Source organism: Acidimicrobiia bacterium, assembly GCA_036271555.1.
Taxonomy (GTDB): Bacteria; Actinomycetota; Acidimicrobiia; order IMCC26256; family PALSA-610; genus DATBAK01.
In genome coordinates, this window is record DATBAK010000015.1 from 22,564 (window position 1) to 37,187 (window position 14,624).

Sequence of the window (14,624 nt, forward strand, 5' to 3'; positions counted from 1 at the left end):
TCGTGGGTCGCCGCTACCGCACCTTGGGCAGCAGGAGGATGCGGAGCGCCGAGCCGTTCGAGCCGTTGGTGCCGTGCGGCACCGGTACGGGGAGCGGCTTGCACGTCGCGTCGGGCCCGTTGCCGGACTTGCGGGTCGGCAAGGTGCCGTCGGCGAGGTAGCGGGCGATCGTGTTGTCGACGCAGGCGTCACCGAACAGCGTGTCGGCGTGCGTCGTGCCGCCCGGCTCCGCGAGCAGGCTCGACTTCGGGAAGCGCTTCCGCACCTCGAGGCTGCCCTCGAACGGCGTCGCGGCGTCGAGCGTCTCGTCGACGAGCAGCGCGCGGATGTTGCCGCCCTTCACGGTCACCGGCGTGCCCGCCTTCGCCGGCCAGTGCAGGCACGGCGCGTTGAACCACGCGTTGGCCCACGTCTCGAAGGGCGCGATGCGGTCGGTGCGCCAGTTGTCGCGCGACCACGTGCTCCACTTCTGCGGCCACTGCACGTCGGAGCACTGCACCGCGTTGTACATCGCGTACTCGTTGTCGTCACCGATCGACTCGGTGCCCTTGTACTCCGCGACGAGTGGCCCGATCTTGTGCGTGCGCACCCAGTTCGAGAAGAGCGAGCCCAGGTCGAGCCAGGTCTGCTCGTAGTAGCCCGCGCCGAGGAAGATGTCGTCCCACTCGTCGGAGCCGACGACGCCACCGGCCGGTGACTTCGCGAGCGCCTGCTCTTCCTCCAAGAAGGTCTGGCGCACCGCGTCCTCGGTCTTGCCGAGGTGGTACACGTTGTCGTACTTCGCGACCCACGCGAACCAGATGCCCATGTTGCGCTCGAAGGCGACGTCCTGGTTGAGGTTCGCGTCGTACCAGACGTTGCGCGGGTCGACGTTGCTGTCGAGCACGATCCGGCGCACGTGCGTCGGGAAGAGCGTGCTGTACACCTGCCCGAGGTAGGTGCCGTACGAGAAGCCGTAGTAGTTGATCTGCTTGGCACCGAGCGCGACTCGGATCGTGTCCATGTCGCGCGCCCAGTCGGTCGACTTCGTGTTCTGGAGCAGCGCGGCCTGGTCCTTGCCGCACGCGTTCGCGTACTGCTTCGAACGCGTCAGCCACTCGTCGAGGATCTTCGGGCTCGTCGGCCGGTACGACGGCCGCGGACCCTGGTTGTAGTTCGGGAGGCACGACAGCGACGGCTTGCTCGAGCCGACACCCCGCGGGTCGAAGCCGATCCAGTCGTACGCGTCGCCCGCGTGCTTCGGCACGAACTGCCCGAGGATCGAGTAGATGAGCCCGGACGCGCCGGGCCCGCCGGGGTTCAGGAGCATCACGCCCTGGTACTGCGATGCGGGGACCGTGTGCTTCACGCGCGACACCGCGAGCTTGACCGTGCCCGAGCCGGGGTGGCTGTAGCTCAGCGGCGCGGACACGAAGCCGCACTGCGCGTGGGCCTGCTGGAGGTTCGGGTCCGAGCACGGACCCCACGTGATCGCCGAGGCCGCCGAGGTCGCCGCGTGCGGCGCGGGCGCTGCGGTCGTCGCGCCGGCGCTCACCGCCTCGGGCACCAACCCCACCGTCGCCAGCAGCATCGCAATGACCGCGCCGAGCACCACACCACGTCGCACGAGACGTCCTCCCTTTCGCCACGTACCGCTGGGCGCCGAGTGTGCCGACGGCGCGCGCGGTCCGTCAAGGGTCGGACGGAATGCGGCCTTTGTTCAGGGAGACGGCGGCGGGTCTTCGAGCAATCCGAGCAGGTGGCCGAGCTTCCGCTCCTTCGCCCGCAGGTACTCGATGTTGTCGCGCGTCGGCGTGCTCACGAGCGGGACCCGCTCCGCGACTTCGATGCCGTAGCCCTCGATGACCTCGCACTTGCGCGGGTTGTTCGTCATCAGTCGCACCGACTCGACGCCGAGGTCGAGCAGGATCAGCGCGCCGATGCCGTACTCGCGACTGTCGGCCGGAAGACCGAGCTCCAGGTTCGCCTCGACCGTGTCGCGGCCTTGTTCCTGCAGCGCGTACGCGCGCAACTTCTGACCGAGACCGATGCCGCGACCCTCGTGACCGCGCAGGTACACGACGACGCCGAGCTCTGCGGCGGCGACGCGCGCGAGCGCGAGGTCGAGCTGCGGTCCGCAGTCGCAACGCAACGAGCCGAACACGTCGCCGGTGAGACATTCGGAGTGCACGCGCACGAGCACCTGCTCCGCGCCCGCGGGCTCACCGCGAACGAACGCGACGTGCTCGGTGCCGTCGGGCAGCGACTCGTAGACGTGCGCGGTGAACTCGCCGTGCGCGGTCGGGATGTGCGCGGCGGCGACTCGGCGCACGAGCTGCGCGGCCGGACCCCCGAACCGGATCTCGATGGGATTGACGCGCGTCACGTGAGGATTCTGACCGCTCGTGCGGGGGGACGCGAACACGAGGCGCTCACGGCGGCTCGTACTCGAGGCAGACGTCGTCGCCGAGCGGTCTCGCCCGCACGAGTCGGTAGCGGGGCGCGGCGGCGAGCGCGGGCCCCGGATCGAGGCCGTACCCGGCCCGACCACCGGCGCCGAGGAGCATCGGCGCGACGTAGGCGACGATGCGGTCGACCGGCCCGGTCGCGAGCAACGCGGCGTGGACCGTCGGGCCACCCTCGACCAACGCCTGCAGCACACCCCTCGCGCCGAGGCGGACGAGCAGATCGACGAGATCGACTCCGGAGCCGCCGGGGCCCGGGCCGAGGAGCTCGACCGCCGCGCCCGCCGCCTCCCAAGCCGCGCGCGCCGCGCCCGAGGACCGCTCGGTGGTGAACACGAGCGTGGGTGCCAGCGACGGATCGAAGAGCGGACCGGACGCGGGAACCCGTCCCCGGGCGTCGAGCAGCACACGGAGCGGTGGCGGCCCCAACGGTCCGGTCACCTCGCGTATCGAGAGCGCAGGGAGGTCGGCGAGCGCGGTGCCGGAGCCGACGATCACCGCTTGCCCGTCGGCCCGGAGCGCGTGCGCGTCGGCGCGCGCGGCCGCTCCGGTGATCCAGCGTGACTCGCCGTCGGCCGCGGCGACGCGCCCGTCGAGGCTCGTCGCGCTCTTGAGCACCACAAAGCTCCGACCCTCGCGGCGGTGGACGATGTACGGCGCGAGCTGCGCGGCGGCATCGCGCGCGCCGTCGCCGACGTCGACGACGATCCCCGAGGCACGCAGCGCGGCGAAGCCGCGTCCCGCGACGTGCGGATCGGGATCTTCGAGCGCGCTGACGACGCGCGCGACGCCCGCGGCGGCGAGCGCGTTCGTGCACGGACCGGTGCGGCCGACGTGCACGCAAGGCTCGAGCGTCGTGAAGACCTCGGCGCCGCGCGCGCGCTCACCCGCCTGCTCGAGCGCGATCACCTCCGCGTGCGCGCCACCCGGCGGGCGCGTCGCGCCCTCCCCCACCACGACACCGTCCTTCACGATCACGCATCCGACCCACGGGTTCGGCGCGGTGAGCCGCCGCACGCCGCGCGCGAGCTCGAGCGCGCGCGCCATGAACGTGGTCGTGCTCGCTTCGCTCGCCGCTCCGTGACGCGTGACGGGAGTGAGCCGGGTCGAGTGCTCGCTCCGCTCGCCGCTCGTCGCTTCAGTCAATGAGGTCGGCCACCGGCCAGCAGTTCGAGCGCGTGGTCGACGACGGGCAGCACGACTTCCATCGCCTCCCGCGCGCCGCCGGTGCTCCCGGGACAGTTCACGATGAGCGTCGCACCGATGCAGCCCGCGGTCGCGCGCGAGAGCATCCCGAACCCGCGGCCGCCGTCGTTGCTCGCGATGCGGATCGCCTCGGCGAATCCGGGCGCGGGCCGTTCGATCACCGCCGCCGTACCCTCGGGCGTGAGGTCGCGCGGACCGAACCCGGTGCCGCCCGTCGTCACGACGAGCCCGGCGAAACCGGCGCTGAGCTCGCGCAACGCGGCCGCCACCGAGTCGACACCGTCGGCGACCGCGCGCCGGTCGACGACGACGAATCCCGCGTCCTGGAGCACCTCGACGAGCACGTCGCCCGATCGGTCCTCGCGCGTGCCCTCGATCACGCCGTCGGAGACGGTGAGAACCTTCGCTTCGCGCGCCGTCATCGGCACCCGGTCATCGGCGCGCGCCGGCGACCGCGTCGCGGAGCGCACGCGCGGCCGCGGCCGGGTCGGGGTTGCCGAACACCGCGGTGCCTGCGACGAGGATGTCGACACCCGCCTCGGCCGCGCTCGGCGCGGTGTCGAGGCTGACGCCGCCGTCGATCTCGATCTCGACCGGAAGCGCGCGCTCGTCGATCTGCCGGCGCGCGGCGCGCACCTTGTCGAGCACCGACGGGATGAACGGCTGGCCACCGAAACCGGTGTGCACGCTCATCACGAGCAGCACGTCGATCTCGTCGAGATACGGCTCGACCGCGGCGAACGCCGTTTCCGGCTCGAGCGTGAGCCCGACGCGCATGCCGAGCGCTCGGATGCGCTCGAACAGCGGACGCGGATCGCCGAGCTCGACGTGCACGGTGCAGCCGTCGGCGCCCGCGTCGGCGAACGCGTCGAGCAGGTCGCCGGGGTTCGACACCATGAGATGGCAGTCGAGGTAGAGGTCGGTGCGCTTGCGGAGCGACTTCACGACCGGCGGGCCGATGGTGAGGTTCGGCACGTAGTGACCGTCCATGCAGTCAACGTGGAGCAGGTCCGATTCCGCGGCGACGCGCTCGACCTCGGCGGCCAGCTCCGCGAAGTCGGCGGCGAGGATGGACGGCGCGATCTTCACCCGGCCGAGGCTAATGGGCGGGCCGCGACCAACCGGGCGCCAGTGGTACTGCGTTACCCGGCGATACGCCGGTAACGCAGTACCACTAAGAACGGCGGAGGTGCAGCACGAACATGCCGTCGGTGCCGGCGTCGGACGGGAGCAGCAGCGCGCCGCGACCGTGCGCGCGCCACGGCGAGCCCGGCGGCGGGAGCGGCGCGAGCTCCGGATGGGTCGCGGCGAGCCATTCGTCGACGCCGAGCGTCTCGGCCGCGGCGTAGGTGCACACCGCGTACACGAGCCGACCGCCGGGCGCGACGGCCGCGATCGCGGACGCGAGGAGATCGCGCTGGATCGCCGCGAGCGTCTCGACGTCGGCGGGTTGGATGCGCCAGCGCGCGTCGGGACGCCGGCGCAGCGCGCCGAGTCCGCTGCAGGGGGCATCGACGAGTACCGCGTCGAACGCCTCGGCGGGTACCGGCAGCGCCCGACCGTCGGCTGCGAGCGGCGCGACGGAACCGAGCCGCAGGCGCTGCGCCGCCTCCTTGATCCTGCCGACACGCGCCCGGTGCAGGTCGGCGGCGACGACGAGCACGTGGTCGCGCGTCCACTCCGCGATCGCAGTCGACTTGCCGCCCGGCGCGGCCGCGACGTCGAGCACGCGCGCGCCGTCGCGCAGTTCACGGGCGACGAGTTGCGCGACGGCCTGACTGGCCTCGTCCTGCGGTGTGGCTCGACCGTTGCGAACCGCGTCGAGCGCGCCGACATCGCCGACGCCGGTGACGACGAGCGCGTCGGGCAGCAGGCGTCCCGCCTCGACGCGAGCACCGGCGTCGCGCAGCGGCCGCGCGACGTCGGCGGGCGTCGCGCGCATCGGGTTCACCCGCAGGGTCACGGCCGGCGGGGTGTCGGACGTCTCCAACACGGCGACGGCGGTCTCGGAACCGAACTGGGACACCAGGAGCTCGACGATCCAATCCGGCTGCGAATAGCGGACACCGAGCGCTTCGACGCCGTCGCCCGCGGGCCACGGCCACGGCGGCCCCGCGCGCGCGACCGCGCGCAGCACACCGTTCACATAGCCGCGGGCGCGCGGCTGCACGGCCGCGACGGTCTCGCTCACCGCCGCGTGCGCGGGCACGCCTTCGACGAGCTGGTACGCGCCGATCCGCAGCGCCGCGAGCACGCGCGACTCGAGCTTGAGCAACGGTTGCGACGAGCGCGGCGCGAGCAGATGGTCGAGCGCACGCCGCTTGCGAACGGTGCCGTACACGAGGTCGGTCGCGAAGGCGCGGTCGCGCGCGTCGAGGCCGGAGTCGCGCAACAACTCGGGCAGCGCGAGGTTGGCGTAGGCGCCGTGCTCGACGCGTTGGAGCGCGTGCAGCGCGATCGAGCGCGCGTCCGTCATCGGGAGTCGAGCCGGCGCGCGTCGCGCGCGACGCCGGCGACGAAAGCGGCTCCGGTCATCGCACGCTTGCCCTCGGGCTGCACGTCGTCGAGCACGAGCACGCCGTCGGCGGTTGCGAGCGCGCCCGACTTCGTGAGGGTTCCGACCGCTTGGTCGCCCGCGTTCGCCGAGTGCGCGCGCCACACCTTCAGCCGCCGACCTGCGACCATGCACCACGCACCCGGACGCGGGTTGCCCGCGCGCACGAGGCGCGCGAGCTCGGCGGCCGGACGCGCCGGATCGAGCGCGAACTCGTCGACCGAGAGCTTCTCCGCGTAGGTCGTCTCACCGGCCTGCGGTTCCGGCGCGCGTCCCGGCACCGAGTCGAGGTGGTCGACGAGCAGCTGCGTGCCCGCAGCGACGAGGCGCGCGTGGAGCTCACCGGCGGTCTCGTCGTCGCCGATCGGCACGCGCACCGACGCGTAGACACCACCGGTGTCGAGCCCTGCTTCGACGTCCATGAGACAGACGCCCGTCTCGGCGTCGCCCGCGAGGATCGCCCGCTCGACCGGTGCGGCGCCGCGCCAGCGCGGGAGCAACGAGAAGTGGAGGTTCACGAACCCGTCGGGCAGCGCGGCGAGGAACGCGGGCCGCAGGATCTGGCCGTACGCAACGACGACGCCGAGGGTCGCGCCGCTCGCCTCGAGATCGGCGATCGCGTCGGACGACCGCGCCGGCGTGACGACCGGCAACCCGAGCTCGAGTGCCGCGACCTTCACCGGGCTACCGCTCGCCGCAGTGCCGCGTCCCCGGCGCGCGTCGGGGCGCGTGACGACGAGCGCGACTTCGTGCCCCGCGTCGACCAGCGCGCGCAGCGGCGGCACCGAGTCGGCCGGACTCCCGAGATAGACGATCTTCAACGAGGCGCGACGCGTGACCGGCTCAGCCCGCGAGCCAAGCGAGCAGGGCGGCCGAGCTCACTTCCATCCCGCGTCACGGAGCGGGGAGCGGAGCGGGCGCGACCAGAGATCACAGCGCGTGGCGGCGGTCACGACCGACCGGACCGCCGTTCATCACCTGCTCGCGCAGCGTGCGCAACGCGAGCTTGCGGTTGTCGGCGTCGAGGCGCTCGAGCATGAGGACGCCGTCGAGATGGTCGATCTCGTGCTGGAACACGCGGCCGAGGAGCTCGTCACCGACGACCGTGACCTCGTCGCCGGCGAGATCCACGCCCGTGATCGTCACGACCTTCGGCCGCACGATGTCGAACGCGAGGCCCGGAAGCGACAGGCACCCCTCTTCGTACTCCCACTCGCCCTCGGTCTCGGCGATCCGCGGGTTGGCGATCAGCTGCGGGCCCTCGCCGACGTCGTACACGAAGAAGCGCCGCTGCACTCCCACCTGCGGGGCCGCGAGCCCGACGCCGGGCGCCGCGTACATCGTCTCGTACATCGCCTCGACGAGCTTGGCGAGCGCGCCGTCGAACTCGGCCACGTCGGCCGCGGGGCGCTTCAGCACCGGGTCGCCGAACAGCCGGATCGGGTACGTCGCCATCGTTCGGATGGTATCGGCCGGGCCGGCCCCTTCCTGCGCCCGGCCCGGCGATTTCCGCCTCAATCCGTGACGGCGATGTGCGCGGGCGGATCGGACGAGAGCGAGCGCGTCTCGGCGCCCGTGAGCGGACGACCGAACGACGCGGCCCACACGCACCAACCCGGCGTCTGGTCGAAACAGGCGATCTCCGCGTTGCGGCGGTCGCCCGACAGCGTCACGGTGACCGCGCGGGGCACGGCGTGGACGATCGACGTCACGATCCCGTCGTCGACGAAGATCGCGAGGCCGTCGCGGCCGCCGGCCCCGTGCGCATGGTGGACGTCGAGGCTCGCGTACCCGCCGCGAGCGACATCGCGGTGCCCGATGAAGAGCTCCGAACCCGACCGCCACACTTCCAGGCCGTCGGAGAATCTCACGCGCGTGCGCGAGGTCGCGATCACGGCCGGCGACGACGCCGGGGCCAGGGTCAGCGCGTCGCCACGGGCGGGAGTGGACCACGGGTGCACGACGAAGACCGCGGCGGCAAGCGCGATCGTCGCCGCCGCCGCGACTCGGTGCCGCCGGCGCGCGCCGCGCTCACGCCGGCCGCGGTCCACGAGCCCCCGCGCGTCGATCGGCACGTAATCCGACGGCATCGCGAACAGCTCGCGCAGCTCGTCTTCGATCGTCGTGGTCATCGGCACTCCTGTTCGTCGCGCTCGCACGCGACCCGCAGCTTCGCCAGCGCCCGCGCGGAGTTGCTCTTCACGGTCCCGACTGCGACCCCGAGCGCGACCGCGGTCTGCGTCTCGGTGAGGTCGTCGTAGTAGCGGAGCACGACCGTCGCGCGCTCGACAACGGTGAGCGTTGCGAGCGCGCGCGCCACGACGTCGGCGCGCGTGAGCGCGTCGACGCGGTCGTCGACGCCGACATCGGGCGGCTCCGCGACCGGGTGCTCGTGGGTCGAGCGCTTGCGCCACCAGTCGGTTCGCGTGTTCAGCATGATCCGGCGGACGTAGGCCAGCGGATCGGCACGCCGCTCCCGACCCCACACCGCGTAGAGCTTCAGCAACGCGGTCTGTACGAGATCCTCGGCCTGCTGCCGGTCACCGAGCAAGAGCTCCCCCGTCCGCAGCAGGCGCGGCGAGCTGACCTCGACGAACTCGACGAACTCCCGATCCCGCGACCCGCGCATCTGCGACCTCCACCTCCCCAGACGAGGTCAGCGCACGAAATGGTTGTCCGCGATCAGTGCGACACGATGAACAGGACGGCGACCAGCGTGTTCACGGCGCAGTGCGCCCAGGTCCCCGGACCCAAGCGTCGCCAGCGGTACGCGGCGAAGCCGAGCACGAGCCCGGCCGCGGCACGGACGACGACACCCGGCTCGTTCGCCCGGCCGAGTCCCGGTGTGTAGTGGTAGATGCCGAAGAGCGCCGCCTGCACGACAACGGCCCACCCGACCGTCATCCGCGCGCTCAGCGAACGGAGCAGTGCGCCGCGGAACGCGAGCTCCTCGATGAGTGGCGCGAGCACGGCAAGGGCGACACCGACTTCGATGAGCGCGACGACGGGAAGGTGCGCGTAGGCGTTCCGGAGTGCGCGGTCGGTGTGGGTGATCCGGTCGTCCTTCGCCCATGGCGAGTTCGCCACCACCGATGCGATCAGCGCGAAGAACGCGACGAGCAGCCCTCGAAAGACGTCGGTCGGCCGCATCCTCCACCCGAAGTCCTCGACGAGGCTGCCGGTGCCGAAGCGTCGGCTGACCGCGACGCAGGTTGCGAAGATCCCGCCGTACGCCGGAACGTAGAACAGTGCGATGGCGACCGCCGCGGACACATGCGCGTGGTCGACGAGGTACTCCGAGAGGAGCTCCGACCCGACGACGCTCACGAGGATGCCGGCGATCGTCCACCACGCGACCGCGAAGGGCAGCGTCGGATACGGCTCGGTCGCGAGCTCGGGAACCGATGGTTTCACGGCGTCCGTGTAGGGCGTCCACTGCGCCCCGTCCCACCAGCGACGCGGCGCGGTACCCGACGGGTCGGGGTGCCACCCGGGCGCGGGTGCCGACACGTGCGCCGTCCATTGCGCGCCGTCCCACCATCTCGTCGGCGCGACGTTCCAAGGATCCGGGTACCACCCGCTCGGCGTCGCGCTCACGGCGCGAGCTTCGCAGGCTCAGATCCGCGTGGGGTCGACCTCGACGTGGAGCCGACCGGCGGCGCGCCCGGCCGGGACCGCGGTGGCGAGCGCGTCGGCGAGCGTGTCGGGATCGGACGCGCGCACCAGAGCCCGCGCGGTTGCGGCGCGGTGGTCGGGGCCGAGGACGTCGACCGCGGGTGCACTCGCGCGCAGTGCGTCGGCGACCGCGTCGACCGCGTCCGTCGCACCCGACAGCTCGGCGAGCCCACCGAACGGTGGGAAGCGCAGCGCCCGCCGGCGCGCACGTTCGGCGTCGGCGACGCTCGCGGGATCGCCGGCCCCTGCCGCGCGCACGACGTCGTGCTCCGGAAGGCGCGTCTGGATCAAGAGCCTCGTGCGCGAACGGTCGTGCGCGGCGACGAGCCGCGCCGCGCGCACGATCAGCCACAGCGCCTGTTCAGCGGCGCGAGCACGCGTCGCGAGCAGCTCCTGATCGAAGTCGAGGAAGGCGACGAACGTCGGTCGCCGGCGCCGCACCTCGACGCGATGCAGCACGGCTTCGGTCCCGATGAAGATGTCGGCGCTCGCCGCGTCGTCGTCCGACAACTCCGTGGCCGCGTCGATCTCGACGACGCGCGCACCCGGAATCAGCGCCGCGAGCTCCTGACCGACACGCGTGACTCCCGCGCGCAGCACGCGCAGGCGCGTCCCGCCGCAGTGCGGGCAGACGTCGGGACGCGGGGCCGGCGTCGCGCCTGCCGGGGCTGCGATCTCGTCGTCCCACACCGGAGCGCCGTCGCGATCCCAGCGCACGAGCCGATGGCACGTGTCGCAGGCAAGCAGGCGGACTCGCCCCCGCCGGTTCAGCACACAGACCGCCGCGCCACCCGCGGCGCGCGTCTCGCGCAGTCCGGCCGCCAGCCGCTCCGACAACAAGCCCGCGCCCGGCGGTTCCTCGCGCCGGTCGACGACGTCGACGCGCGGCCACCCCGACGCCTCGACCGTGCGCGCCGGCGCGTGCACCGCACCCCCGAGCACCTCGGCCTCGACGGTCGGCGCGGCCGAGACGACGGCGAAACGCGCGCCGGCTCGCGCCGCGCGCTCTGCGAGCAGGTCGCGCGCGTGCCAGGTCGGAGAACGCTCCTCCTGCAGCGCCTCGTCGGCGTCGTCGACGACGATCGCGCACCGCAGATCGGGAACCGGGCTGAGCGCGGCGACCCGGCCACCGACGACGACGATCCGTCCATCGGCGGCCGCGGCCCACGCGCGCGTCCGCTCGGCCGCGGGAAGATCCGAGTGCGCGAGGACCGCGCGCACGCCGGCACGCGTCAGCCACTGCACCAACCCGTGGCCGCGCGCGGCGTCCGCCACCACGACGATGCTCGAGCCGTCGGACGCAAGGAGCGCGCCGACGAGCGTGCGCCGGTCGAGCAACGGCGGCCAGCGCACCGCCGCACGGTCGAGATCGCGCACCTCCGAAGCGAGCGCGAGCGCGTCCCGTTCGCCCTCGGGCCACGCGTCCGGCACGACCGGTCCGTGACGCGCACCGTCGACCGCGCGCACGTTGTTCGGTGGCGACGCGCTCCGCAGCATCGCGACCCGCGAGCCACACCAGCGGTGCGCAGCCCACTCGCTCAGCGCGACGACCGATTCTGGTGGACCGGCCGACACGACCCCGAGGAGCGGCCGCAGCGCGTCGTGTTCGACCTCGCTCTCGACGTCGTCGTCGATCACCCAGCCGCGCACGCGCCGGCCGTGCAGGCCGACGCGCACGATCGTGCCGACGCGTACGGCGCCGACCATCGCTTCCGGCACCGAGTAGTCGAACGCGCGCGTCACCGCGACGACATCCGGAACGACGCGACACGTATTCATGGTCGGGCTCGCAAGCTTCGCCCTCCTCGACGCCTCGGCCGCCGGCCGAGGCCGCGCTGCTCGCTCCGCTCACGCGCTCAGGCGGGAACGCACACTGACTTCGTGAGCGGGACTACGCGACGCTCTCCGCGGCGGCCTTCAGCTGGCCGGCGTAGGGCTCGGTGTTCTCCCACGTGAACCCGTCACCGCCGTCGGTCCGGCCGAAGTGACCGTACGCCGCGGTCCGCTTGAAGATCGGGCGGCGCAGGTCGAGGCGCTCGATGATCGCCGCGGGCCGCATGTCGAACACGTCGCGCACGATCGTCTCGAGCTTCTCGGGCGCGATCTCGCTCGTGCCGAACGTGTCGACCATGACCGACATCGGGTGCGCGACACCGATCGCGTACGCGACCTGCGCCTCGCAACGCTTCGCGATGCCCGCGCTCACGACCGCCTTCGCGAGCTGCCGCACCGCGTACGCGGCGGAACGGTCGACCTTTGTCGGGTCCTTGCCCGAGAACGCGCCGCCGCCGTGGCGAGCCATTCCACCGTAGGTGTCGACGATGATCTTGCGACCCGTGAGACCGCAGTCGGCGTGCGGACCGCCGAGCTCGAACGCGCCGGTCGGGTTCACGAAGATCTCGAAGTCGTCGCCCGCGAACTGCTCGGGCAGCGCCGGCTTGATCACGTGCTCGATGAGCGCGGGGCGGATGTCGCCCTCGATGCTGACGCCGGGATCGTGCTGCGTGGAGATGACGACGTTGATGAGCTTGCGGGGCACGCCGTCCTCGTACTCGATGCTCACCTGGGTCTTGCCGTCGGGGCGCAGGAAGTCGACGATGCGCTCGCGGCGCGCCTGCGCGAGGCGCTCGGCGAGCCGGTGCGCGAGCCAGATCGGCATCGGCATGAGGTCGGGCGTGTCGTCACACGCGTACCCGAACATCATTCCCTGGTCGCCGGCGCCGACCTCGTCGTAGTAGTCGGTGTTGCCGGCGCGCTGCTCGATCGCCTTGTCGACACCCTGCGCGATGTCGGGCGACTGCTCGTCGAGCGACACGATCACGCCGCAGGTCTTGCCGTCGATGCCGTAGTCGGCGTCCGTGTAGCCGATGCCGCTGATCGTCTCGCGGGCGAGACGCGCGATGTCGACGTACGCCTTCGTGCTGATCTCCCCCGCGACCACGCAGAGGCCGGTCGTGACCATCGTCTCGCAGGCGACGCGCCCGTACGGGTCGTCGGCGAGCACGGCGTCGAGCACCGAGTCACTGATCTGGTCGGCCATCTTGTCCGGGTGACCCTCGGTGACCGACTCCGAGGTGAAGGTGTGACGGTTGCTCACGAATGCTCCTTGGGTGTTACCGAACCGTTGGCGCGCGGCGCCGCGTCCTGGGAGTCGAGCGAGTCGAGCGGAACGAGCGCGGAGACGATGCGATCGAGGATGACGCCGGCCAGCGCGGACTTGCTCATGAGCGGCAGCTCGTCGATCCGGCCCGCGGAGTCAAGCAGGACCGCACGGTTCGTGTCGACCTCGAAGCCGGCGTCGGGCTGGGTGACGTCGTTGGCGACGATGAGGTCGACCCGCTTGGCGCCGAGCTTCGCGGCGGCGTTGGCGCAGACGTCGTCGGTCTCCGCAGCGAAGCCGACGAGCACCTGGCCGGCGGGCTTGGCGGCGCCGAGCGCCGCGAGGATGTCGGGGGTGCGCTCGAGCTCGATCTCGGGCACGCCGTCGGCCTTCTTGAGCTTGGACGGCGCGACCGCGCGGGGCCGGAAGTCGGCGACCGCCGCGGCCATCACGATCGCGTCGGCGCGCCCGGCGACGGCCTCGATCGCGTCGGCCATCTGCTGTGCGGTCTCGACGCGCACGACGTCGACGCCGCTCGGGATTCCGACGCTCGCGGTGGTGACGAGCATCACCGCGGCACCGCGCGCGGCCGCGGCGCCCGCGATCGCGTGACCCATCTTCCCCGACGAGCGGTTGCCGACGAAACGCACCGGATCGATCGGCTCGCGCGTGCCGCCCGCGGTCACGACCACTCGCCGGCCCTCGAGGTCGCGCGCACGCCCGAGCAGATCGAGCGCGGCCGCGACGATGACGTCGGGGTCGGCGAGCCGTCCCGCGCCGACGTCGCCACCCGCGAGCCGCCCGGCTTCGGGCGCCACGACGTGCACGCCGCGTCGGCGCAATGTCGCGAGGTTCTCCTGCACCGCAGGGTGCTCCCACATCTCGGTGTGCATCGCCGGCGCGATCACCACCGGCGCGCGCGTCGCGAGCAGTGTTGCGGTGAGCAGGTCGTTCGAGAGTCCCATCGCGTACGCGGCGATCAGTCGCGCGGTCGCGGGCGCGACGAGCACGAGGTCGGCGTGCTGACCGAGCCGCGTGTGCGGGATCGGATCGGGACCCTCGAGCAGCTCCGTGCGCACGGGTTCCGACGCGAGCGCGGAGAACGTGAGCGGCCCGACGAAGCGCGTCGCGGACTGCGTCATCACCGGGCTGACGAACACACCCGCGTCGACGAGCCGCCGGCAGACCTCGACGGCCTTGTACGCGGCGATGCCACCGCACACGCCGAGCACGACACGCGGCGCGCCACCGTCTGGCGCGGTCACGGCGAGCTTCCTCGCGACGGCTCCGGCCCGGACGTGAACGTCAGGCCGTGGCGTCGGACCCGCCGTCGGCGGGCTCGTCACTCGCCTCGGCGGCCTCGCCCTCGGCGGCGGCGGCGGCGTCTTCCTCGGACTCGATCCGCTCGTAGCGGATCTTGTGGGCGTCGATCTCCTCGAGCGCGATCGACAGCGGCTTGCGCGACACCGACGTCACCTGGGGCGGGACGATGCGGCCGAGACCCTCACCGAGCTGGTTGTAGTAGTCGTTGATCTCCCGGGCCCGCATTGCCGACAGCGTCACGAGGGTGAACTTCGAGTCGACCTGGTCCATGAGGTCCTCGACTCGGGGTTGCATCAGTGACGCTCGGCGCTCGGCCATGTGG

Annotated in this window: 15 protein-coding genes; all 15 read right to left on the reverse strand. The window is 72.5% G+C overall.

The features are described 5' to 3' along the window. Positions 1–13 precede the first annotated feature (13 nt). A complete protein-coding gene (locus tag VH914_05305) occupies positions 14–1,606 on the reverse strand; it encodes an alpha/beta hydrolase (GenBank protein HEX4490607.1) in 1,593 nt (530 codons plus the stop codon). Positions 1,607–1,699: 93 nt separating this feature from the next. Beyond that, positions 1,700–2,365: a GTP cyclohydrolase II gene (gene ribA, locus VH914_05310; GenBank protein HEX4490608.1), complete on the reverse strand. Its 666-nt coding sequence runs from the start codon at positions 2,363–2,365 to the stop codon at positions 1,700–1,702. Between the two features lie 46 nt (positions 2,366–2,411). Beyond that, positions 2,412–3,590, reverse strand: a complete 1,179-nt coding sequence (ribD, locus tag VH914_05315) for a bifunctional diaminohydroxyphosphoribosylaminopyrimidine deaminase/5-amino-6-(5-phosphoribosylamino)uracil reductase RibD (GenBank protein HEX4490609.1) — start codon at positions 3,588–3,590, stop codon at positions 2,412–2,414. Beyond that, on the reverse strand, positions 3,587–4,072 hold the full coding sequence (locus tag VH914_05320) for a MogA/MoaB family molybdenum cofactor biosynthesis protein (protein HEX4490610.1): 486 nt from the start codon (positions 4,070–4,072) through the stop codon (positions 3,587–3,589). The genes ribD and VH914_05320 overlap by 4 nt, the downstream gene beginning before the upstream one ends. Before the next feature lie 10 nt (positions 4,073–4,082). Then, a complete protein-coding gene (gene rpe, locus VH914_05325; protein ID HEX4490611.1) occupies positions 4,083–4,739 on the reverse strand; it encodes a ribulose-phosphate 3-epimerase in 657 nt (218 codons plus the stop codon). A gap of 85 nt (positions 4,740–4,824) precedes the next feature. After that, positions 4,825–6,126, reverse strand: a complete 1,302-nt coding sequence (gene rsmB / locus VH914_05330) for a 16S rRNA (cytosine(967)-C(5))-methyltransferase RsmB (protein ID HEX4490612.1) — start codon at positions 6,124–6,126, stop codon at positions 4,825–4,827. Beyond that, positions 6,123–7,025 carry a methionyl-tRNA formyltransferase gene (gene fmt / locus VH914_05335; GenBank protein HEX4490613.1) on the reverse strand — a complete coding sequence of 301 codons (903 nt, stop codon included), beginning with the start codon at positions 7,023–7,025 and terminating at the stop codon, positions 6,123–6,125. The genes rsmB and fmt overlap by 4 nt, the downstream gene beginning before the upstream one ends. Before the next feature lie 109 nt (positions 7,026–7,134). Next, a complete protein-coding gene (gene def / locus VH914_05340; GenBank protein HEX4490614.1) occupies positions 7,135–7,659 on the reverse strand; it encodes a peptide deformylase in 525 nt (174 codons plus the stop codon). Between the two features lie 59 nt (positions 7,660–7,718). Next, on the reverse strand, positions 7,719–8,336 hold the full coding sequence (locus VH914_05345; protein HEX4490615.1) for a hypothetical protein: 618 nt from the start codon (positions 8,334–8,336) through the stop codon (positions 7,719–7,721). Beyond that, on the reverse strand, positions 8,333–8,833 hold the full coding sequence (locus VH914_05350; GenBank protein ID HEX4490616.1) for a SigE family RNA polymerase sigma factor: 501 nt from the start codon (positions 8,831–8,833) through the stop codon (positions 8,333–8,335). The genes VH914_05345 and VH914_05350 overlap by 4 nt, the downstream gene beginning before the upstream one ends. Before the next feature lie 53 nt (positions 8,834–8,886). Beyond that, entirely contained in the window at positions 8,887–9,801 is a 915-nt protein-coding gene (locus tag VH914_05355) for a CPBP family glutamic-type intramembrane protease (GenBank protein HEX4490617.1), read from the reverse strand. A gap of 18 nt (positions 9,802–9,819) precedes the next feature. Continuing rightward, entirely contained in the window at positions 9,820–11,658 is a 1,839-nt protein-coding gene (locus VH914_05360) for a hypothetical protein (protein HEX4490618.1), read from the reverse strand. 112 nt (positions 11,659–11,770) lie between these two features. Next, positions 11,771–12,976, reverse strand: coding sequence for a methionine adenosyltransferase (gene metK, locus VH914_05365; GenBank protein ID HEX4490619.1), 1,206 nt, complete (start codon positions 12,974–12,976; stop codon positions 11,771–11,773). Continuing rightward, positions 12,973–14,244, reverse strand: coding sequence for a bifunctional phosphopantothenoylcysteine decarboxylase/phosphopantothenate--cysteine ligase CoaBC (gene coaBC, locus VH914_05370; protein HEX4490620.1), 1,272 nt, complete (start codon positions 14,242–14,244; stop codon positions 12,973–12,975). Before coaBC ends, metK begins: the two co-directional genes overlap by 4 nt. 40 nt (positions 14,245–14,284) lie before the next feature. Next, complete coding sequence (gene rpoZ, locus VH914_05375) at positions 14,285–14,620, reverse strand: DNA-directed RNA polymerase subunit omega (protein ID HEX4490621.1); 336 nt, start codon at positions 14,618–14,620, stop codon at positions 14,285–14,287. Positions 14,621–14,624 lie beyond the last annotated feature (4 nt).